This is a genomic window from Bradyrhizobium sp. R2.2-H, from assembly GCF_004346455.1.
In the GTDB taxonomy this organism is placed as follows: domain Bacteria; phylum Pseudomonadota; class Alphaproteobacteria; order Rhizobiales; family Xanthobacteraceae; genus Bradyrhizobium; species Bradyrhizobium diversitatis.
In genome coordinates, this window is record NZ_SMBR01000018.1 from 120,794 (window position 1) to 141,930 (window position 21,137).

The window sequence follows — 21,137 nt, forward strand, 5'->3', positions numbered from 1 at the left end:
TATCGGTTCCTCAGCCAGTGGATTGAACCGCGGCGACTGCGCAACCGCAAGAAAAAACTGAGGATTTTCAGGACGTTCTGTTCGCGTCGACCTTTGAATAATTCCGGCGGTCCGGTTCATCGCACCCTGACGGTGGTAACATGCTCCGCAATTGCGGCTGGCTTCGTCTCAAGCGGGGCTGGACTTATTGTTTTGCTGAGCAACAGGCGTCTTCAAGCGACATCGACGACCTGCCCGGTAGTCATGAAGACCAGCAGCCCCCGCTTGGCCTTGGTCTGCTTACGATAGTCGGCGATCTGCTGCCTGTAATGGCCGATGCTGGAGGCGTCCGGAGCCACGTCGCTCTTCCAATCGACTACGGCGTCGATGGCACCGGTGTCATCGAACGCGATCGCGTCAACCTGGCCGGAGAGCAGGATTTCCCTGCCTTCGTGGGTCTGGGCTCCGAACAGCGGGAGTTCGGGGACGAGGCGCGGCCGTAGCGTCGCGACGTCCGGAAGGGCGAGCGTCCGCAGCACCGTAGAGGCCAGCTCGATGGCGCTTATGCCGTCCTTCGGATCCGCCGCGGGCTCTTGCCCCACCTGACGGACCAGTTCGGCGGCCCGCGTTTCGAGGTCCGCCCTGGCGTCGGAGGTTTCCCCGGTCAACACTTCCTCGACCAGCTTGTGAAGGACGGTGCCCCGCGTCGAACTGCCGAGGACGGCAGCGGGTTCAAGGATGGCGCTTTCCGGAAGGTCGCCGCTTTGGATCTTCACATCACCCTCGCCCGCCTCACCCACTTCGCTCCGACTAGGGCGATGCCAGACCACGGTCCGACGCGCATCGAATATTGCGGTCGCCTCCGCGGCGAAGGCCTCACGCGTCTGGCCGTTCTCCCGGTGCGCGATGTTCCGTTCCTTCACGGCGCCCACGTCCTCCGGCTTGATCGCCGGTAGACTGGCGACGTCCAGATCGACGAGCTTCGCCCAGCACTTGTCCGACAGACCGGCGGAGTGCCGGGGCAGGACCAGCAGGTCGCGCGCTCGGGTCGCGGCCACGTACCAGAGACGCACGCGCTCCCGCCGCTGCTCCTCGTCAGCGCGCGCCTCGAGGTCCCCATGATCCGCCGGGCAGACGCCGAGGATCGGAATCGAGAATAGGTTTTTCGAGCGGTCCTGAACGAGCCCCGATTCTGCCTTGGGCGTGCCGGTCATGTTGATCGGGATGACGATAGGCCATTCGAGGCCCTTGGCCGCGTGGACGGTGATCAGCGAGACCGCTTCCTGCTCCGCGTCGGGCCGACCCTCGACCTGACGGACCGCCTCCTCCCAGTTCGCCCGCATGTCGCTCGCGAACGCCCGCAGGCCGCGAACGTCGTAGGCCCGCGCCATGTCGAGGAAGAGATCGACATTGGCGACCGCCCGTTCGGCGCCCGCCTTGAACCGCTGCCGGATTTGCGCGCGGACATGGAGCGCCGCGATGGCGTCGGCCAGGAGCGCGTACGGCGTCGTGGTACGCACCCGCTTCCGCAGCGAGGACAGCTTGGCCAGGACGTCCTTGGCAAGCGCATGAGTCACGCTCCCCGGATCGGTCCGGATCGTGAGCATCGGCAGGCCTTGACGATCCGGATCGGACGGAAGCGCCTCCGAGATGTCGAGTAGGTCGGTTTCCGAGAGACCAACCAGAGGTCCGCGTAGCAGCGAGCCGAACGCGAGGGTGTCGCGCGAATCGGCAAGCGCGCGGGTCAGCGCGATCAGATCCTGGATCTCCTGCCGCCGAAAGAATCCTTTGCCTGCCTGGGTCGAGACCGGGATCGCCAGATCCTCGAGCGCCTCCTCGAAGCGCCAGAGTTCGGTGCCGACGGGTGCCAGCAAAGCGATGTCGCCGAACCGGCAGGGCCTCATCTCGCCTGTGCGATGATCGCGGACTTCCAGATTTCCGACCATCCTGTCGCACAGGCCCGCGACCGCGACCGCCTCGGCGTCGCGGATAGCAGCGGCCTTGGGCTTTTCGCCATCGACTACCACGTCCAGTGCGCATACGCCGGGCCGGCCTCCGATCGCAGGATGGATCGGGGAAAGCTCGGAGAATCCCGGCTGCCCGGCTGCGGAAAGAGCCGGCTCGAACCGTGTGTTGACGAAATCGAGGATCGGCTCCACCGACCGGAAATTGGCGGTGATCTTGATCTGCGAACCGGCCTCGACCGCCGAACGAGCGGCGATGTAGGCGTTCACGTCGGCGCCGCGGAATCTGTAGATGGCCTGCTTGGGGTCGCCCACCATGAAAAGGCTGCCGTGTCGAAGCGGACGTGCAAGCGCATCGCTTCCGGCGCAATCATCCCCGCAGATCAGCCATAGGATCTCAGTCTGCAGCGGATCGGTGTCTTGGAATTCATCGACCATGACGTGCTGGAAACGCTGTGACAGGGCCTGTCTCACGGGTTCGTGGTCGCGCAGCAGGTCGCGCGCGGTGTAGAGCAGGTCGTCGAAATCGAGGAGCGCGGCACTCCGCTTGTAGTCGCGCCAATCCTCCAGGAGTCCACGCGCTTCCTCGCACAGCCGTCCGAGCAGTTCGCCGGCGACGGCTCCGAGCAATACCTCGAGGGCGTCGTGACAGGCACTGTATCGAGGGAGGACCGCATCGAACGCGGCGGTTCCGCTGGCCTTTGAGAGGCCCGCCTTTGCGGCGGCATCCTGCCACTTGGTCTTCGTCTGCAAGACCCTTCGCCCGCCCGCTTGGGTGAAGCAGCTTTCGTCGCGCTCAAAATCGAGCGCAGCGATCAGGGCGGCGTTGCTCGGCGCGGGCTCGGCCAGTCCCGAGCCGCTCAGTAGATCGGCGAGCACACGCAACGCTCGACAGGCTGCCGCCGTCTTCTCCTCGGCGTATGCGTAGCCGCGAAGGTCCGTTTCGAACTGCTCTGCCGCTTTTGCGAAATCCCCCATGATCCGGGAAGACCATGCCGTCCGCGCGCAGCTGGCGTCCCTATTCTTGCGCAGGAACTGCACCACCTCCTCGATGAGCTTCAGCCCGCCGGTCTCGTTTGCAAGAATAATCTGGGCGACCAGTCCATCGCCGGCGTCGCCGGAAAGTCTTCCCTTCAACCAGGCATCGTAGCGCTCCCTGAAGGCAAGATCTGCTTCAGTGGGATCGACAATGTCGGCACCGGGGTCGATGCCAGCCTCGGCCGGATAAGGCTTAATCAGCGCCTGCGCGAAGCCGTGGATGGTACTGCAGGTGAGTTGATCGAAAGACTGGTAGGCGCGATAGATGTTCGCCTTCTCTGCTTCGGGAACGCCTCCCGGAAACGCTTGGGCCAAGTCGCGAGGCACCTCGCCGTTGGCAAGCGCCATCGTGAACTTCTCGATCCGGAGACGGAGCTCACTGGCGGCAAATTCGGTGAACGTGATGGCGGCAATGCTCTTCGGAGCGACGCCGCGCGCGAACAACACCGCGACCCGGCCGGCCATGATCGACGTCTTGCCCGAACCGGCGCCTGCTTCCACTAGCAGGGTCCGGTCGACGGCCGTCAGCGCGGTGAGGCGCGCCGCGAGATCCGGGATGATCTTCATGGCTCCCCCCACACCGCTGCGGCGGGTCCTAAGGCGGTTATCGCGAGTGGCAACTTGCGTGGCAGGTACCCCGCGTTGGCCGGCAGCGCGAAGGCATGATCGTTGTAGTCGCTTGCGGCGTCCTCCCCTGGAGGAGCCAGGCCGCCCAGCATTGCGGTGCGGGAGGCAACGGCTGCGGTCGACACCTTCGCCAAGGCTCCATCGAGGTCCGCCAACGGGAACAGCGCCTGATCGCTTTCGGGGGCGTTCGGATAGAGCAGCGAGGCCTCTATCGTCACGCCGTCGCCGAGCAGCGTCTTGACCGCGAAGGCGTAAAGACACCGCTGGAGCTCGGCACCTCCCTTGATGACCACCTCGTCCATCTTCTTGGAGAGCTTGCCTGTCTTGTAGTCCGTGACGCGTGCGCGCGCGCCGTCGCCCGACAGGTCGAGGCGGTCGATCTGTCCTTCGACCAGCAAACCGGTCCCCGGGATCTCGACAGGGGCGCCCAGCGACCAGGGCAGCTCGCGGCCCTCGCTCTTCGGGTCGACCTTTCCGAACGGGATTTCGCACCAAGTCTTCTGGTTCGGTAGGGGCTCCAGTCCGTACGCCAACGCAGCAGCCGCGAGCGCATGCCCGCGTGCTACGGCGTTGCGCCAGATCACGTCCGGCGGGACCGGTTGGGCGCTCTCCCACAGGGCGACGGCGCGCTCGCGGGCGCCGACAAGCGCAGCTTCAATCTGTGCCTGTTCAGCCGCGGCAATCCCGCCATTTCCTTCCAATTGTTCAACTGCGTCGCGAAGCAGGGCGTGGACGAAATTTCCGAAGGCGTTCGCTTCCAGCGTCAGTGGCTCGTCTGCATCCTCCGGGGCTTTCCAACCGAGAGCATAGCGCCAGACGAAGCGGATCGGATCCCGCAACAGCAATTTGAGCGAGGTCGCCGACAACGGCCGCTCCAGCAATTTCTTCAATCGCGCGTGCTCCGCCGCGATCAAGCCGTCGTGCGCCGTGATCTCGCTGCGATGCCAGTCTCGCCAGCACGACAATCCCGAAATGGCGATGGGCAAGGTCGAGAACTCGGAAGGACGAGCCAGAAGGCGATCAGCTTCGCTGAAGGCATGCTCGGGAGCGCCGGCGCGATCGAGATATGTCTCCGGATCAGGAATGTCGGAGATGATCGGCGACCGGCCGAGCATGCGACCCTCGGCGTCGCGTCGACTGAAGGAAATGGCAACGCTTTGCGCCGTGCCTACGATCGTCTTGATATCGCGCTTGTCGCCATCAGCAACTGGCAAAGGATCAAGCTGGTCGATCGGCAACACGTGATCCGGGATGAGCCTATCCTCCGAAATCCGCCGCGGCCAGCGGCCAGCGTTCAACCCCAGCAACCACACGTGCGGTCTGGGTGCAGAGGCAAGTGCGATTGCCGACGTCCAGATGGCGTTCGCGGCGGGCTCGATACCGTCCTCGATGCGCAATCCGGCCAATGTGACAGACAGAGCCTGCGCTGGTCCCTCGCGCAGCGCCCGACGCCACAGTGATCTCTGAACGCCAATCAGCAAGGTTTCGCCAGCCAACTCGGCCGCATCGGTGCCCTGACCCAGCAGCCTGATCACCTCCAAGACCTCGGCAGTCCGGTTCTTGCCGTCCGGCCAATCCGAGTCCTCCGGTTGCTTCAGTACCCTTTCCCAGCGCTCCTCGGAGGTCAGCGGGGCATCGACCGGAAGAAGTCGCATCCAGCCGCCAGGCAAGTCGCTGAGCGGCCCCCCTCGCATAAGCGTGAACAGGCGCCGTACCCGTTCCTGAGACAGCCCCTTGGTTAGCACCTCCGCCAAAGCTGCGGTCGCCTGACCGTCGGCGCCGGTCAGCGCCTTTATCCCGTGCACGAAATGGATCGGGATATTGGCGTCCCGGGACGTCGAGAATACGTGGTCGTCGTAGTCCCCCGGACTGGCCGCCACGATGGCGATGTCCGAAGCCGATATCCCTTTAGCCAGCAGCGCCCTCATCCAGCGGAAAGCCTCGCCGACCTCATGAATCGGATTCGCACAGGAGAAGACCCGCGGTTGTGGATCGGTCGCCGGCGCGGCCAACACCTCGACTTTCGTGCTCTTCAGCCAATCCGGCACATGTCTCGGACCGGCGCTCCATGACACCGGAATGGTCTCCGCAAGCGCGGTCAGGAGGGGCCGCCAGCACGGCGACATTTCGCTATGCCCTTGAACTTCCAGAGCGCCGACTATGACCGGGGCATGCCCCATGCGTCGCAGCGCCATCTCGATCAGATCAGACGGGCGCTTCATCGATGCGGGCAAGCGATCGATGACCACCTGCTCCAGCGCGGCCAACGCGTCGGTTCGAGGATGGCCGACCTTCGACAGATCAATCCCGGCACGCCAGGCCTTGTCAAAGGTGGAGCAGACGGCGGCCGCCATTCCCGGCAGACCCTTGATGGGCTCGAGTTCGCCCATCAGGATGTCCGGGAGCGCGGCGCCGATGACTTCCGTGAGGACGTTCAGATCGACTGGTTGAAGGAGGCCCCCGGCAAGCCTCGCGGCGAGTTGCCCCATGGTCATGACCTGCACGCCGGCTTCGTTCCGACGCGCCGCATTCACCCGCACCATGTGACCGGCGAGAGTCGTATGGACGACCACCGTTCTGCGCACTTGCATCTGCTGACGAAAAGCCTCGCGCTAGGTGCGCCCGGAGAATTATCTGGCGCAGCCTGAATCCTTGAAAAACGCGCGATGCTCTCACGGGTTGAGTCTTTCAGCAACTTCGCTCAAGCGCGAAGGCGCTGGTTTCCACCACTTTCAAGGAATCCATGTCACGGTAAGAAAATGCCGCTCCTCTCGCCGGACGGTCCGATCTACCCTCCGCGCGTTCCGTCAGCGCAGAGTCTTAGCGATTGCCGTGGCCGTGCCGACGAACTGTCCGTTCTGAAGAGCCCACTGCTTCTGAGCGAGCGCCTCCGGTACGAAGTCCTGAAACTTGCCTGCTCGTACGTTCTTCACAAAAGCTGCGACGTCCATCGGGTCGAGTGCGGACATGCTGCCGAGCTTCTCGAGAATGGGCAGCATCTCCGCCGACGTGGTCTTTGGCACGGTCACCCCCAAATCGTGGACGCCGCACTCCAAGCCGGCCATTCCGAGCGCCGCGCCGAAAACGGCAGTCGTCTGCGAGCCCCTCCAGACGAAGAGGTGGAGGTCGCGCTCTTCCTGGATGAGGGAGCGCCGATCGAGATCGAGCGCCCGGAAGGTATCGCGCCCTTCCGCCAAGAGTTCTTGGGCTGCCTTATCCAGGTATTCCGGAACATCGTTGTCGAGGTAGACCGCTCTCATCTCGGCCAACAGTCGGTCATGCGCGGGCTCACCACTGGACGGCTCGAACCGTGGCACCATGCCTCCCGGGTGCGGGGCCACGGACAAGACCTTGCCGCCTTCGTCGACGTCGAGAACGATCCACCGCTGCCCGGCGAATACCACCAGGCTGTCCTTGTGAACGGGGAAGGAGATCGGGAGGGTGCCGAGCGCGCGTCCGGCCGCCGTGAGACGCCATTCCTCCGAGCTCTCGAACACAGCGAAGAAATCGCGCGACTGCACGATCTTCTCGCCCTGCGGACCGAGCATCAGGACACCGTCCGGCGCCTGCTCGAGCATCCGAACTTCAGGAGATCCAAGATGACGCAGCAGCTGTGCGAAATCCGCCGGTTCGATCGAATTGAATGGCCCCGGTCCGCACAGCAGATCGAACAACGGCTTCGCACGGATGCCGCCCCGCTCGGCTATAACGGAAAGAACCTGATGGATCAGAGTGGAGACCGTCTCCGGACTAGGCCCGGCAGGCTCGACAAACCCGGCCAGCAGCAAGCGGACCACGGCCACCGATCGGATGGTGTTCGGACGCAATTGGTCGAGAATACTCGACTTGACGTCGACATAGGGCTCGCGAACGTAGACCCGAAGGATGGAAGGGGTGCCGAGCCGCCGGCCCGTTCGCCCGAGACGCTGCCGCAGCGATGACAGAGAGCGAGGGGCGCCGATCTGCGCGACCGATTTGACGGAACCGATATCGACGCCAAGCTCCAGGGTCGACGTGCAGACCGCGGTTGTCGGTAGACTTCCATCCTTCAGCCGGACTTCGAGATCTTCCCGGAAGGTCTTCGAGAGACTGCCGTGGTGAGGATAGAACTCATTCGGAACCCCCGCCTTTTCGCATCGGCGCCTAAGTCGATCTGCCGCCGACTCGACCGTGCGACGAGAACCGCCAAAGACCAGATTGTTCGTCCCACGCAAGGTCGGAAACAAATGGTCGCAAATCGCGTCCAACGCAATTCGCTTGGGCATCTGGACGTCTTGCCCGGCTCCTTCCGCATGATCGGGGTCGTCGAGATCCGGCGGCTCTACGTAGCCGCGTATCTGAAGCCTCAACTCGGGCGCGTCAGCCTTTGCCAGGAGGAGATCAACGGTCTGCGGAGCCGTCGGACGAAGCCAGGCCATAGCTTGATCGAGATCGCCGATGGTGGCCGACAGTCCGACTCTGCGAGCCGGCTTCTGAGCCATTGCGTCGATGCGTTTCAGCAGGCTGGCGACGTGCAACCCGCGAGGCCCCTGCAGGAAGGCGTGGAGCTCGTCGACGACGATGAAATCTGCCGATCCGAAGAGGCGAGCCGCGTCGCCCGGGCGCCGCGCCAACATGGCCTCGATGGACTCAGGTGTTATCAGCACTATGCCGGAAGGCTTCGCGAGGGCCTTCTTCTTCTCCGCCTGGGATGCGTCCCCGTGCCATTTGACGACGGGTAGCTCCATCGCTTCGCATAGCTCGTCCAGCCGCCGAAACTGGTCGTTGATCAACGCCTTCAGAGGACTGACGTAGACAGCGGAGAACCCCCCGCCCTTCCTTTCCGCGATCAAGGTGAGGATCGGAAGGAATGCCGCCTCGGTCTTTCCTGCGGCGGTTGCAGCAGCGATTACGACATCCCCGGTCCCGTCTAGAATGGTCCCGATGGCGCGCGCCTGGATCTCGCGAAGTTCATCCCATCCCTGTTCGCGTATCCAGCGGCGGATCTTCGGGTGGAGCCGATCGTAGGCCCCTTCAGCTACCGATCCGGAGATTGGTGAGTTCATCGCCTTCCCCTCCGACTGGCTGCGCCTCCTCGGTGGCGGCGATATCCGGCGCATCGGGCGCGATCTGGATTCCGCCGATAAGGTCCTGCCAGCGTGCGCCAGGATTCTGTTCGAGAACGGCGAGCATTTGGACGAATGCTCGCACCGTCGTGCGCGGCGTCTTGAAATACGCCTCCCCGATGCGGCGATTGCAGTGGTCCATGAAAGCGGTCAATGCCTCGTCCGGCACCAGGAACATCGCCGGGTCCCCGCCAGCGAAGACGTTCCGGATGTTGGATAGCAGCACGAGAAGATCCTCCGGCGTGAGGCTCTGCAGCCGGATGACCGGTCCGCTATAGTCGACCAGCCCGTTCGCGGCGAAGCGGTTTTCGGACAAGCGCGACTGAAGCGCTTCGTAGCTGTAGAGGCCGCGCCGAGTATCGAGGAGAAATTCCGGCGTTCCGCACATCATGAAGCCGATGCCGGCCGTATTGCCCTGCAGAGCGTCGTTCACGATGCGGAGGATCTCCTCGAAATTCTGATTCCGGGCCTGAGAGTTCTGCAGCTTGTAGATGTTGACCATCTCGTCGAACATCACGACCAGGCCGGCATATCCAGCCAACCGCGTCAGGCAAGCGAGAGCTTTCAGCGAGTCGTAGACGTTGTCGTCGTCAATGATGGTCCGCACCCCAAGGGCCTGACGGGCTTCCGTCTTGGTCGAGAACTCCCCCCGGAGCCACCTCAAGGCCGCGGTTTTCAAAGACTCGTCGGAATGTTCGCTGCCGCGCCAGTACGCCTTCAGCACAACGGCGAAATCGTATCCTCCGACAAAATCCTGAATGGGAGCGAGTTTCTGATCGATCACGGTTTCGACTGGAAGCTGCCTATCGGCGGCCTCCTTAACGGAGTCGGTCACCAGCCGCTCGACCACCGGCCCAAGCGCGCCGCCGTCGGGCTTCGTGCGAGTGGCCATGTTACGAATGGCCTCGGAGTACAGCGCACGCGCCTGTCCGCCGCTCGCGTGGATACGTCTATCGGGCGCGAGGTCGGCATGGACAGTGACGCACTTCCGCTCCAACGCGATGAGGCGGATAAGATTGGCGAAAAAAGTCTTGCCGGCGCCGTATTCGCCGATGACGAAGCGGACACCGGCCCCGCCCTCGGAGATACGTTGGATGTCGCGCACCAGCGCAGAGATCTCCGCAGCACGACCCACCTGGATGTGCGGGAGTCCTATGCGCGGCACCACGCCGGCGGCGAGCGCCTGGATGATGGTGTCTCGATCCTTCGCCTTGATGGGGCGTGCAGTTGGTGGATTCATGCCGCTTCTCTCAGTTCAACCAGCCTCTCGCGGATGTGCTCTATCATGACGACGTCATGGCCGTCCTCGATGATCGCCTCTTCGAACCGGTCGAAGGCCCAATCGTTGATCCGCTCGATTGCACCATCCGGGAGCAGCTTGAGATCTTTCGCACGCTGCTCGAACTCGCTCCGCGGCAGAGATCCCCTGATCTCCAGAAGCTCGACCAGTTCGGTATGGGCGGCGTCGAGACCGTCGAGCGAGCCCGTTGCGACCGGCGCGACTGCGGCCGTCTCGGGCGGAGACGGAACATCTTCCTCGAAGATGTTCGCCAGCAGCGCGGACACGGTCTGGGTCTCGCGTTGCGTGCGCGCGAGCCGAGCGGCATCTATGCGGATCGTCGATGCCGGCGCTGCCTCCACCTCCGGCACAACAACAGGCGCCTTCTCCGAGACGGGTATCGGCACCGCCTTGGCACGGACCTCTTGTGAAATGGCGACGGGCTCGTCGACTTCCTGGGGCGGACTTGCGCGGTGCAGGGCGGAATACACACGCTCCTTCGGAAGCCCGAGCGCCTTGTGGAGTCGCTCCAGGAACCGCACTTCGCCGGCGTCGACACTGTCGTTTCCGGCGATGATCGCGAGTGCGGCGTCCGCGATGGCCGTGCGCTCATCTGGACTGCGCTCGCCGAGCTTGCGCATAACCCGGTCCTGTTTGGGCGGACTGTTGAACACCGTCGCGGCATAGGCGATCAGCCTCGCCTGCTCGATCGGGGACAGACCCGGCGCGTCTCGAACGCCCGCGACCACGCGCTTCAACTCGTCGGCCGAGGCATCTCCGTCAGCCGCCGCGGCCAACACGGCCACCTCCACTTGGGCCTTCACGGCTCTGTAGCCAGGCCGTTCGGCATCGACCTTTCCGCCGCCATCCGCCTTGAAAATGATGACCTGGTCGTCGAGCTGGGGAACGCCACTTCCGTAACGGCGATCAGGCTCGATCGCGATGTCGATGCGGTCCAAAGCCGAACCTAGCTGGTCGGCAAGCCCAGGCGTGACTTTGCCATTGGCCGGCATATCGAAGCCCGCCGCATCGAGCATATTGCGCATCTTCGTGCTGGCGCGCTTATGCTCGCCCATCGAGCGATGCATCTTCTGGCCGAAGAGATGAATGCGTCCATCCGCCGGGTCCCGCTGCAGCGGCTCCGGAAGCAAAAGTGCGGCCTGCATGGACTCGCGGGAATCCGGGCGCCGCCCCACGAACCGGCTGAAGCCGTCGAGTTCGTCCGTGCACTCCTGGACCATCCTCTTCAGATCGTCCTGAGCCTTTCCCGAAACCTGACAAATGTCCGGATACCGCTCATGGCTGCCCGCTATAGGAGCCTCGAACGCGCCGCTGGCAGCCTTGTAGCTGAGGCGGATGTTGCCGGTAGCCCGAAGCGCCAGGCCGCTGGGATAGCGCTCGTTGAATCGATAACGAAAGAGCCGTCCAAACTCGTCGAAGCACCGGACTGCGGGCGTCCGGAGATAGACGTCCGGAATTGCGAGGACCCACAGCAAGGCATCATCCGGCCCCAGGACTCTGTTCTGCTGAAGCGCCCGCCCCAAGTGCAATCGGGTAGCCACGTCCATTTCGGAAGAGGCGGCCCGTTCCGACGAAGGAGTTGGCGGCAAGATCGGAATACCGGCGGCTGTCCTCGCATAGCTCAAAAAGCGCGTGGCGTAGCCGCGGAAGGAGTTGTTGTCCGCGTAGATAGCCAGCAGCCGTTCCACTTCTTCAATTAGCGCAGGTAAGGACGCGGAATCCGTATCGATGAAGGCGCGATGCTCCAGGCCGTAGAAGAAAAGAAAAACGTGCCCCAGACCATAAGATCGGCTGCGGCGCCCTTCGGCCATCCAGTTGATGAAAGCCCTGCGGGCCGCAGGTGTGATGCCAGCAAAGGAGGGCCAATACGGCATAGAGCTTCCGTCGATGTCCGGTCGAGCTGCACTTGCTGAAAGCTTAGGATTGATCGCGTACTGATCCGTCGTACGCCCGTCGTCGAACTGCACGAAATCGCCCAGATAGAACAATCCACCCACGATCTGTGAGCCCTGAACGACGACAGGCTCCGAAGGACTCACCCACCGCGCGGGAATCCGCTTCGACGATGCTCGGTTCATCGGTGCGGCAGTCGAACCCCGCTCGGTCTGCGCTGGTAATGGCGGGGGAGCCTTACCTGAAGATAGCGCCCGTGAGCCGATCGACCAAATCAGGAGTATCACCCCGGCAACGATCGCAAACGCTGCGATGGCCGCGCCATGCTGCTGGACGAAGTGATACGCCTCGCTCAGAGCCCAGAAAACGAGGCCCACCACGACGAGTATACCCATTCCAAGGGAATTGCTGTTGCGTCGCCCCATCGCTCTATTCGTGATGCTATTCGGTCCCGCTGAACGCGGGTCCGCGCGGAAAGTCCCATGGAGTTGCTGGCAGCCGCAAGTGCAATCGCGGGAGGTCCCTCCCGTTTCCACGCCTTTCCATAAGCGCGACGATATTATCGTGTTGACTTAGCAGCGGGATTTAGGCCCGCCCACTGCCTGCGGAGCGCCTCTTCCTTCGCTTCAAGAACTCCCTCGCCGCCTGCTCCAAGATGTCCCAAGCGGCCCTGTGCTCTTCATTCGCAGCCTGCTTGATGTCCGCGATCACGCGTCCGGATGCATCATCGTCAGAAACTGAACCCTGTTCCCGATTGGGGGGTTCGCTTTCCCCGTTTCGGCGCCTTCCTTTTTCCGACCATCCATCCGTCCGCTGCGCGAGAAGTCTTCGTTAACCCATAGGCCCGCAGCCAGATCGAGCCGCCGTGGCTCTCATAAGAGATGTTCTCGACGAATTTGGCGACACGTGCCCCGAATGCGCACAGGACATGGCAAGCTGGCATCCCGACTAGGACCACTTTCGAGTTCCATCATCCAAGCGGACTCGACATTTGTTCTCTTTATGTTCTAGTTCGGTGATGAGCGACCGACCCGCGAGCTGGCGCATGCCGACCAAAGCCCAAATGGAGAAGATGGCTGCCGCCGTCGGCAGAAAGGTGCCTTCCGCGCGCGGATTGGCGCCGGCCGACGACCTGCCGCCTGAATACTGGCAGGCGCTCCTAGACGACCCTTGCGCCGACCGGGCCAATCCCGCCCCCCGTGCATCCGGCCGCGCGCTGCGGCTGGACGAAATTCCCCAGCACGTGCTGCGGGTCGCCTGCCCGCGCTGCGGCCGGACCGTCGAGATTCAGAAGGCGGACGCCGCCCGGCTGTACGGTCCGGACGCGGTCTGGAAGGACGTCGGCCAGCGGCTGCTGGACAATACGTGCAGGGTCCCGACCGGGCGGCATGAGGAAGACGGCTGCTGGCCGGAATTCGAGTAGGCGCCGAGATGGCGCCTAAGCATCACCCGACGCCGCTTTCCGGAGGCGACCGCAAGGCGCTGGCCAAGGAACTCGGCAAGGCTCGGGCGATGACCTCGATTTTGGCAGCCCAGTCGGCCGAAGCCCGTGCCAAAGGCGAGGCCCTGATCCGGCAGGCCGACAGGCTTCTCTGCGAGTCCTGGAATGAGCGGATGTGGGCGGACGGCGGTCCGATCGATCCGTCTCTCACGATCGACCAAGCCGTGAACGGGACCTATTCATGGCTCGAGATCGAGTGCTCGCGTTGCAAGAACAAGCGCGACGTGGATCTGGCTGCGCTGCGCCATCCGCCGACCACGTTCGTCCATGATCTGGCGAGCCGGCTTCGCTGCAGCAAATGCGCCAAGACCAATCGCCGACCTGCTGCCACGCTGCTACAGTTGGCGCAGCGCCCTCGCCAGGCCGCTCCGGAGACCTGACGATGTGCAACCTCTACTATGCCGACCTCTGGATTATGCCGACCATTGGCTAAGAACGGGCTCAGGCGGCGGCGATCGCTGTGATGGAGTCGGCATAATCACAGTGCCTCCAGAATGCGAGAAGCTTGTCGTTCGGTCGAAAACGACCGGGAGTGGCGAGCGCTGGAGCCGTCGCGGCCAGTTGCGCGATGTCCGCCGTGCGGGCAAACCACCGGCGGGCCGCTCGGCCGGTCGGTTCATCTTTCCCAACATCTCCAGCGTGGGGCGAACAGGAATGCGGCCATCTTCAGTCCGTCGTATTTGCCGCGGATATGGAGGACCGAACGCACGATCAGATCGGCCAGAACCGCTCCATGCGTCGCGCGAGCTTGAATCAGCCTGGCCGGGCGCTGCCTTCGTACATGAAGGTCATGGGCTTCGGTCCCGCTATGTAGCCGGTCTCGATCCGGTCGATCCGAAACCCTGCATCCTCGATGAGTGAGCCGATCGGACGGTTGAGGTGACAGCCGCCGCTGATGCGCCGCCATGGCGGCGTCAAGCGGTCCTGCCACCAACGCACGCTCGCACTAGGCGCCAGGCCATGCTCGGCGAACAGGAGCTTGCCGCCGGGGCGAAGCACCCGACGCATCTCGGCAAGCGCTACAGCAGCCTGCGGAACGCTGCACAAGGTCCAGGTGGTCACGATGCTGTCGACGGTGCCATCGTCGAGTGGAATGGCTTCGGCGGAAGCTTCTGGGAATTGCACGGGCAAGCTCGCATGCACGGCTCCGCGAGCCATGGCGACCAGCTTCGGAGAAGGTTCAAGCGCCAATATTTCCTTCGCCGGCGAACGATAGAACGGTAGGTTGCGGCCCGAGCCAACGCCGATCTCCAACACGCGACCCCCGGCGGCACTGATCACGCGTTCGCGAAAAGGCAGGAGCTGCTTGTTGCTCATCGCGAGATCGAGAAGCCTCGGGAGCACCAAGTCGTTGTAGAAACCCATCGAACGCTCCCGGAGCTTGTAACCGCGGTTTCGGAGACGATTGGAGTGTGCACCGCCAACGCGCCCGAACCGAGCCGCTCGGGATGCCGGCAAGGCTCAGCACCGCGGCTCGATCATCTTGCTGATCTCCTCGGGCGCCGCGAAAATCACATCGGCGCGATCGCCCATCATTCCGGCCGGCACGATGGCCGGAGCCCCGCTCTCCGGACCGTCCTTGCTGGAATCTGTCTTGATCCGGAGATTGCGTTCCCAAAACGCGCGCGTCTTGCCGTCGGCCGTAGTCACACGATAGGTGTCCCGGCAGTGAGTAATGCCAGTGACGCGCTCGGAAGCTTGAATGCTCCTCAGATTTGGAACGCGACCACCTCCCATCATTCCGCCCATCATGCCACCGCGCATCATGCCACTCATTCCTTGCGCCGATTGCCGCGGCGCTGCACCTGGCTTGGTCGCCTCCTTTAGGAAGGCGAGCAGATCGGCGCGCGCGCGCGCATCCTTGATGCCCTCGAACGGCATGGCGTTGTCCGGCACCATGCGTTCCGGGTCTGTCAACCAGGCATCCAGCGAGCGGTCATCCCAAATGATCCCCGAAGCTTTCAGGGCGTCGGAGTAGCGTTCGAAGCTCGGCAAGCTGCCGGCCTTCCTGCCCCATAGGTTTGCAAGACTTGGCCCCGTCATGTTGCGGTCGGACTCGAGCGAGTGACATGCTGCACAGGCCCGAAAATCCTGCTCCCCGCGAGCTACGCTGTCCTGCGCGCGAGCCGGCGGCGAGACGAGGACAGCAGCGAGGGCCGCAAGTAGAATGCGATGCATGATCAATCTCCTCGGCCTGAGAAGAACAGGTACTTGATCAGCGCGGCCGCGCCCAGCGCGAGCACGACGACGACCAGGACCCAGATCAGCGCCATGCCGCCCATCATTCCAGACATCATATCGTGCATCATCGGCTCACCTCATTTGGCAGGCTCCGGGACTCGGAATTTCGTGACGACCGCGTTCGACTTCGCCGTCAGTCGTGGTTTCCCAGCAGGAGGCAGACGGAAGCCCTTGATCAGGCCGAAGATCGCCGGGATCACGATCAGCGTGAGCAGGGTCGAAGAGATCATGCCCCCGATCATCGGCACCGCGATCCGCTGCATGATCTCCGAGCCGGTACCGGTGCTCCACATGATCGGCAGCAGTCCCGCCATGATGGCGACCACGGTCATCATCTTCGGCCGGACGCGCTCGACCGCGCCCTCCATGATGGCCTCGCGGAGGTCGATCCGGCTCAATGTCCAGCCCTCGGCGGCGCGGCGCGCCCTGATCTCCGCAAGCGCCTGGTTGAGGTAGATCAGCATCACCACGCCGGTCTCGGCAGCGACGCCGGCGAGCGCGATGAAGCCGACGGCGACCGCGACCGAGAGATTGAACCCCAGCCACCACATCAGCCAAAGCCCGCCGACGAGCGCGAACGGCAGCGACAGCATGACGATCATCGTGTCCGTCACCGACCTGAAATTCAGGTAGAGCAGCAGGAAGATGATGAGCAGCGTCGCCGGTACGACGATCTTCAGGCGAGCCATGGCGCGTTCCAGATATTCGTACTGGCCGCTCCAGACCACGTAGTAGCCTGCCGGAAACTGGATGCTGGCCTGGACGGCGCGCTGCGCCTCCGCGACGTAGCCGCCGAGATCGCGGTCCCGGATGTCGACGTAGATGTATGTCGCAAGCTGGGCGTTCTCCGTCCGAATCGACGTCGGGCCGCGCGCGAGTTGCACGGTCGCGACTTCTGCGAGCGGGACGGCGCCGCCGGCCGGCATGGGAACGAGGACATCGCTTGCGATCTTCTTCGGATTGTCCCGGAGGTCGCGCGGGTAGCGCATGTTGACCGTGAAGCGCTGCCGGCCCTCGACGGTGGTCGTGACCGCCTGCCCCCCGAGCGCCGTCGCGATGGTGTCCTGGACGTCCTGGACCATGATGCCGTAGCGCGCGAGCGCCGACCGATCCGGCGTGATCTCCAGGTAGTAGCCCCCGATGGCTCGTTCGGCGTAGGCGGACGACGTCCCGGGCACGGTCCGCAGCACCTGCTCGATCTGCTTGGCGAGCTTGTCGATCTCCACGAGGTCGGTGCCGATCACCTTGACGCCGACGGGGGTCCGGATGCCGGTCGAGAGCATGTCGATGCGCGCCTTGATCGGCATGGTCCAGGCGTTGGAGACGCCCGGGAACTGCAGGGCTTTGTCCATCTCTGCGATCAGGCCATCGATGGTGAGACCCGTCCGCCACTGCTCCTTGGGCTTCAGATTGACCACCGTCTCGAACATCTCGGTCGGCGCCGGATCGGTCGACGTGGAGGCCCGGCCCGCCTTCCCGTAGACGGACGCGACCTCGGGGAAGGAGCGGATGAGGCGATCCTGGGTCTGCATCAGTTCGGCGGCCTTGGTGACCGAGATGCCGGGCAGTGTCGTCGGCATGTAGAGCAGCGTGCCCTCGTTGAGGTTCGGCATGAACTCGGTGCCGAGCTGACGGGCCGGCCAAACCGTGACGGCGAGCGCGGCGAGCGCAAGCAGAATGACAAGCGTCTTCGCGCGCAACACCCCCTTGATGACGGGGCGGTAGATCCAGATCAGGAAACGGTTGATCGGGTTGCGGTGCTCCGGAACGATTCGTCCCCGGACGAAGATCACCATCAGCGCCGGCACCAGGGTCACCGAGAGCAGCGCGGCCGCCGCCATCGCGAAGGTCTTGGTGAAGGCGAGCGGGCTGAACAGCCGCCCTTCCTGCGATTCCAGCGTGAAGATCGGCATGAAAGATACCGTGATGATCAGCAGGCTGAAGAACAAGGCCGGCCCGACCTGCGAGGCCGCCTCGATCAGGATCGCGATCCGCGGCTTGCCCGGTTCCGCGCGCTCGAGGTGCTTGTGGGCGTTCTCGATCATGACGATGGCGGCGTCCACCATGGCGCCGATCGCGATGGCGATGCCGCCGAGGCTCATGATGTTGGAGCCGATGCCGAGCAGCTTCATAGCCCCGAAGGCCATCAGCACGCCGACGGGTAGCATCAGGATGGCGACCAGCGCGCTGCGGACGTGCAGCAGGAACACGACGCAGACCAGCGCGACGACGATGCTCTCCTCGACAAGCGTATGCTTGAGCGTGTCGATGGCGGCGTAGATCAGGTTCGACCGGTCGTAGACCGGCACGATGTCGACCGACTTCGGCAGGCTGGTGGCGATCTCCTTGAACCGCTTCTTGACGTTTTCAATGACGTCCAGCGCGTTCATGCCGAAACGCTGCAGCACGATCCCGCTCGCGACCTCCCCCTCGCCGTTGAGTTCGGTGATGCCGCGCCGCTCGTCCGGCCCCAGTTCGACGCGGGAGACGTCCCGCAGCAGCACCGGGGTGCCCTTGTCCGTCTTGAGGACGATGTTGCCGAGATCGTCGATGCTTTTCAGGTAGCCCCGGCCCCGGATGACGTATTCGAACTCCGACAGCTCGACCGTACGCCCGCCGACATCGGCGTTGCTGGCGCGGATCGCGTCCCGGATCTTCTGCATGCTGATGCCGAGGTCGCGCATCCGCTGCGCGTCGAGGATCACGTTGTACTGCTTGACGAAACCGCCGACGCTCGCGACCTCGGCGACACCTTCCGCCTTGGCCAGCGCGAATTTGAGATTCCAGTCCTGAATGGTGCGCGTGTCTGCGAGGTTCAGCTCTTTCGACACCACCGCATACTGGTAGACCCAACCCACTCCCGTGGCGTCCGGACCGATGGTGGGCGTGACACCGGCAGGAATGCGCGCCGTGGCGGCGTTCAGGAATTCGAGCACCCGCGAGCGAGCCCAGTAGATGTCGGTGCCATCCTCGAAGATCACGTAGACGAACGAGACTCCGAAGAAGGAGAAGCCGCGCACCACCTTGGATTTCGGCACGGTGAGCATGGCCGTTGCGAGCGGATAGGTGACCTGGTCCTCGATCACCTGCGGCGCCTGACCGGAATATTCCGTGTAGACGATGACCTGGGTGTCGGAGAGGTCCGGAATGGCGTCGAGCGGCAGGTGGACCAGCGCGTAGATTCCGGCCGCAGCGGCGAAGCCGGTGCCGAACAGCACCAGCAGTAGGTTGCGGGCGGACCAGGCGATGACGCGGGCGATCATGGGCGCGCTCCGGTGCTGCCAACCGATTGGGCAGGTTGCGTACCCTCGGGAGAGGCAAACCCCTTCAACGCGGCCTTCAGGTTGCTCTCGGCGTCGATCAAGAAATTGGCCGAGGTGACGACGGCCTCGCCCTCCGACACGCCTTGGGTCACTTCGACGAAGCCGCCGCCGCGACGGCCGAGCTTCACTTCACGCGGCTCGAACCGGCCTTCCCCCTTGTCAACCAGAACAGCCTGGCGGCTTCCGCTGTCGAGCACGGCGCTCTCCGCCACCGCCAGCACCGGTCCCGGCGTACCGGCTTCGATCTCGGCATCGACGTACATCTCGGGCCGCAGCAGTTCGTCGGGATTGGGCACCTCGATTCGGATCCGCGCTGTTCTCGTCGCGGCGTTGAGGTGCGGATAGATCAGCGCCACTGTGCCACTGAGGCTCTGGCCGACGAGCGCGCGTGGCCTGATGGTCACCTTCGTGCCGACGGCGATCTGCGGCAGGTCGCGCTCCGCGACGTCGATGAGCACCCAAACCAGGCCGTGGTCGGCGATCCTGAACAATACGTCTCCGGGCCCGGCACGCATGCCGGGCACGACGTTGCGCTCCAGGATCTCGCCGTCCTGCGGTGCAAGCCACGCAATTGAGAGCGAGATCTCCTTTGTGCGTTCGAGCTCCTTAATCGCCGCCTCCGGCGTCGCGAGGTTCTCCAGTCTGCGGCGTGCGCCCTTCAGTTCTTTTCCGGTCGCGCCGGCGTTGAAGGCTGAGAGATATTCGGCGGCGGCGCTCGACAACGCCGGGCTGTAGACGTTCATCAGGACTTGCCCCTTGTGAACGTGATCGCCGGTCGTCACGTTGGCCACGCTCTCGACGAATCCCTCGAAGCGCAGCGCGACCACCGAGACGCGCCTCTCGTCCTCCTGGACGGTCCCTGGAGCCCGGATCAGCGACGTCACGGGCCGCTTCACGACCGGCTCGGATCTGGCTCCAGTGCGCTGGATCTTGCCCGGCGAGAGCTTCACGGAGCCGTCGTCGGTGTCATCGCCTTCGTAGACGGCGATGTAGTCCATCCCCATCGAATCCTTCTTCGGCACCGGCGAGGTGTCGGGCAGCCCCATCGGGTTGCGGTAGTATTTGATCTTGCGCTCCGCTTTCGCGTCCGCCGCCTTGGTCTGCGCCGGCGCCTCCTCGGGCTCCTCGAAGCTGATATCGGCACGCGCGGGCACGGCGCGCCAGGCGCGCCCATCCGACGTCTTCTTCGGCTCGAGCGAATAGAACGGCTTCCCGTCCGGATCCTGATAGTAGATCGTCGCACCGACCTCGGCCGCCGCGGCGACAGACGTCAAAGGGCCGGCGAACGGATTCACGCGCGGGATCGCGCCCACGTAAAGGCCGGCGCCGGCCGCTGCGCAAATCGCAGCGGCCGCACCTATCGCGATGGCGCGCCTCATTGCTTCGCCGTGACGACGAGCTTGTTTTCGACCGTGCCGGTCTCGCCCTGTACCTTGGCGCCAAGGGACAGCTGCCAGCGTCCGGCCATGCTGAAGTTGGCCTTGAACCGGTATGTGCCGGGCTCGGTCCCCGGCATCGAGGTCACCTTGGTGACCATCTCCTGCATGCCGTCCGGAGCCATATCCAATCGGCTCGCGAAAATGACGGCATCCGGAACCGGCTTACCGGTCTTCTTGTTCACCAGCCGCACGGTCACGACCTTCTCGGGGCCGGTCTGAACCGTCGGCTCGACGAGCTGGAATTCGTAGTCCTTGATGTCGGCGAAGGCGAACTTCGGCGCTGCCGTAAGCGAAAGGCCGACCAGCGCGGCGGCCAACCCGCGCGCAGCAGTGGAGATCTTCATGATGTCTGTTCCTCGAACGTCTGTTGAACCGCCGAAGCGGCATGCGAGATGCGCGCGATGGACGCGCGCCAGCGTTCCGGCGCCGCAGCGCCGGTCAGACGATCGATCGAGGGGGCTGGTCTGGAGGGGGGCGGGTCAGGCCGTCGGCAATCATTTCATCGCGCGGCCGAAGCAGTTCACGCACAGGCTGCCTTATGCTTACCGTCCCTGACGAAGGCCCAGTCTGGAGTACCTTCAACATGCAGATCGCGATGAGAGGACAGTCCTGGCATTGCTTGCTGTTCTGCTTGTCGGGGCAGCACGCCATGTCATCCGGCATGTCTTGCGCGTCTGCCATCTGCATCGCGCCCATTGAATGCCCCGCCGCCGCCGGTGTCACAAGC

General features: G+C 64.0%; 13 protein-coding genes. 2 read left to right on the forward strand and 11 right to left on the reverse strand.

Features of this window, described 5'->3' with window-relative positions:
* Positions 1–212: 212 nt before the first annotated feature.
* From EDE08_RS33690 to EDE08_RS33710, 5 genes are all read right to left on the reverse strand, one after another.
* Positions 213–3,548: a UvrD-helicase domain-containing protein gene (locus tag EDE08_RS33690; RefSeq protein WP_131873634.1), complete on the reverse strand. Its 3,336-nt coding sequence runs from the start codon at positions 3,546–3,548 to the stop codon at positions 213–215.
* A complete protein-coding gene (locus EDE08_RS33695; protein WP_245524971.1) occupies positions 3,545–6,193 on the reverse strand; it encodes a PD-(D/E)XK nuclease family protein in 2,649 nt (882 codons plus the stop codon). Before EDE08_RS33695 ends, EDE08_RS33690 begins: the two co-directional genes overlap by 4 nt.
* A 222-nt stretch (positions 6,194–6,415) precedes the next feature.
* Positions 6,416–8,653 (reverse strand): DEAD/DEAH box helicase, encoded by a 2,238-nt coding sequence (locus EDE08_RS33700; protein WP_131873630.1) that lies wholly within the window; start codon positions 8,651–8,653, stop codon positions 6,416–6,418.
* Positions 8,622–9,953, reverse strand: a complete 1,332-nt coding sequence (locus tag EDE08_RS33705) for an ATP-binding protein (protein ID WP_131873628.1) — start codon at positions 9,951–9,953, stop codon at positions 8,622–8,624. The genes EDE08_RS33700 and EDE08_RS33705 overlap by 32 nt, the downstream gene beginning before the upstream one ends.
* Positions 9,950–12,301 (reverse strand): TerB N-terminal domain-containing protein, encoded by a 2,352-nt coding sequence (locus tag EDE08_RS33710; protein WP_245524972.1) that lies wholly within the window; start codon positions 12,299–12,301, stop codon positions 9,950–9,952. The genes EDE08_RS33705 and EDE08_RS33710 overlap by 4 nt, the downstream gene beginning before the upstream one ends.
* Before the next feature lie 650 nt (positions 12,302–12,951).
* Here EDE08_RS33710 and EDE08_RS33715 point away from each other — a divergent pair.
* Positions 12,952–13,329: a hypothetical protein gene (locus EDE08_RS33715; RefSeq protein ID WP_245524973.1), complete on the forward strand. Its 378-nt coding sequence runs from the start codon at positions 12,952–12,954 to the stop codon at positions 13,327–13,329.
* A gap of 8 nt (positions 13,330–13,337) precedes the next feature.
* Positions 13,338–13,787 (forward strand): hypothetical protein, encoded by a 450-nt coding sequence (locus EDE08_RS33720; RefSeq protein ID WP_131873622.1) that lies wholly within the window; start codon positions 13,338–13,340, stop codon positions 13,785–13,787.
* 373 nt (positions 13,788–14,160) lie between these two features.
* Here EDE08_RS33720 and EDE08_RS33725 read toward each other — a convergent pair whose 3' ends face one another.
* From EDE08_RS33725 to EDE08_RS33745, 6 genes are all read right to left on the reverse strand, one after another.
* Positions 14,161–14,772, reverse strand: a complete 612-nt coding sequence (locus tag EDE08_RS33725; protein WP_131873620.1) for a class I SAM-dependent methyltransferase — start codon at positions 14,770–14,772, stop codon at positions 14,161–14,163.
* A 96-nt stretch (positions 14,773–14,868) separates the two neighbouring features.
* Positions 14,869–15,402 (reverse strand): c-type cytochrome, encoded by a 534-nt coding sequence (locus EDE08_RS33730; RefSeq protein WP_502700662.1) that lies wholly within the window; start codon positions 15,400–15,402, stop codon positions 14,869–14,871.
* Between the two features lie 185 nt (positions 15,403–15,587).
* Positions 15,588–15,716, reverse strand: a complete 129-nt coding sequence (locus EDE08_RS39435; protein WP_283810586.1) for a hypothetical protein — start codon at positions 15,714–15,716, stop codon at positions 15,588–15,590.
* Between the two features lie 9 nt (positions 15,717–15,725).
* The gene (locus EDE08_RS33735) at positions 15,726–18,911 is read right to left on the reverse strand and encodes an efflux RND transporter permease subunit (protein ID WP_131873618.1); all 3,186 of its coding nucleotides are present in this window, start codon (positions 18,909–18,911) and stop codon (positions 15,726–15,728) included.
* Complete coding sequence (locus EDE08_RS33740) at positions 18,908–20,350, reverse strand: efflux RND transporter periplasmic adaptor subunit (RefSeq protein ID WP_131873616.1); 1,443 nt, start codon at positions 20,348–20,350, stop codon at positions 18,908–18,910. The genes EDE08_RS33735 and EDE08_RS33740 overlap by 4 nt, the downstream gene beginning before the upstream one ends.
* Positions 20,347–20,754 carry a FixH family protein gene (locus EDE08_RS33745; RefSeq protein WP_131873614.1) on the reverse strand — a complete coding sequence of 136 codons (408 nt, stop codon included), beginning with the start codon at positions 20,752–20,754 and terminating at the stop codon, positions 20,347–20,349. The genes EDE08_RS33740 and EDE08_RS33745 overlap by 4 nt, the downstream gene beginning before the upstream one ends.
* Between the last annotated feature and the right edge of the window lie 383 nt (positions 20,755–21,137).

Bases quoted from the DNA above. Each gene is read 5' to 3' on its own strand.
- EDE08_RS33710 (WP_245524972.1), bottom strand. From the start codon at position 12,301: ATGGGTATACTCGTCGTGGTGGGCCTCGTTTTCTGGGCTCTGAGCGAG.
- EDE08_RS39435 (WP_283810586.1), bottom strand. From the start codon at position 15,716: ATGATGCACGATATGATGTCTGGAATGATGGGCGGCATGGCGCTGATC.
- EDE08_RS33740 (WP_131873616.1), bottom strand. From the start codon at position 20,350: ATGAGGCGCGCCATCGCGATAGGTGCGGCCGCTGCGATTTGCGCAGCG.
- EDE08_RS33690 (WP_131873634.1), bottom strand. From the start codon at position 3,548: ATGAAGATCATCCCGGATCTCGCGGCGCGCCTCACCGCGCTGACGGCC.
- EDE08_RS33745 (WP_131873614.1), bottom strand. From the start codon at position 20,754: ATGAAGATCTCCACTGCTGCGCGCGGGTTGGCCGCCGCGCTGGTCGGC.
- EDE08_RS33700 (WP_131873630.1), bottom strand. From the start codon at position 8,653: ATGAACTCACCAATCTCCGGATCGGTAGCTGAAGGGGCCTACGATCGG.
- EDE08_RS33735 (WP_131873618.1), bottom strand. From the start codon at position 18,911: ATGATCGCCCGCGTCATCGCCTGGTCCGCCCGCAACCTACTGCTGGTG.
- EDE08_RS33720 (WP_131873622.1), top strand. From the start codon at position 13,338: ATGGCGCCTAAGCATCACCCGACGCCGCTTTCCGGAGGCGACCGCAAG.
- EDE08_RS33705 (WP_131873628.1), bottom strand. From the start codon at position 9,953: ATGAATCCACCAACTGCACGCCCCATCAAGGCGAAGGATCGAGACACC.
- EDE08_RS33715 (WP_245524973.1), top strand. From the start codon at position 12,952: ATGCCGACCAAAGCCCAAATGGAGAAGATGGCTGCCGCCGTCGGCAGA.
- EDE08_RS33725 (WP_131873620.1), bottom strand. From the start codon at position 14,772: ATGGGTTTCTACAACGACTTGGTGCTCCCGAGGCTTCTCGATCTCGCG.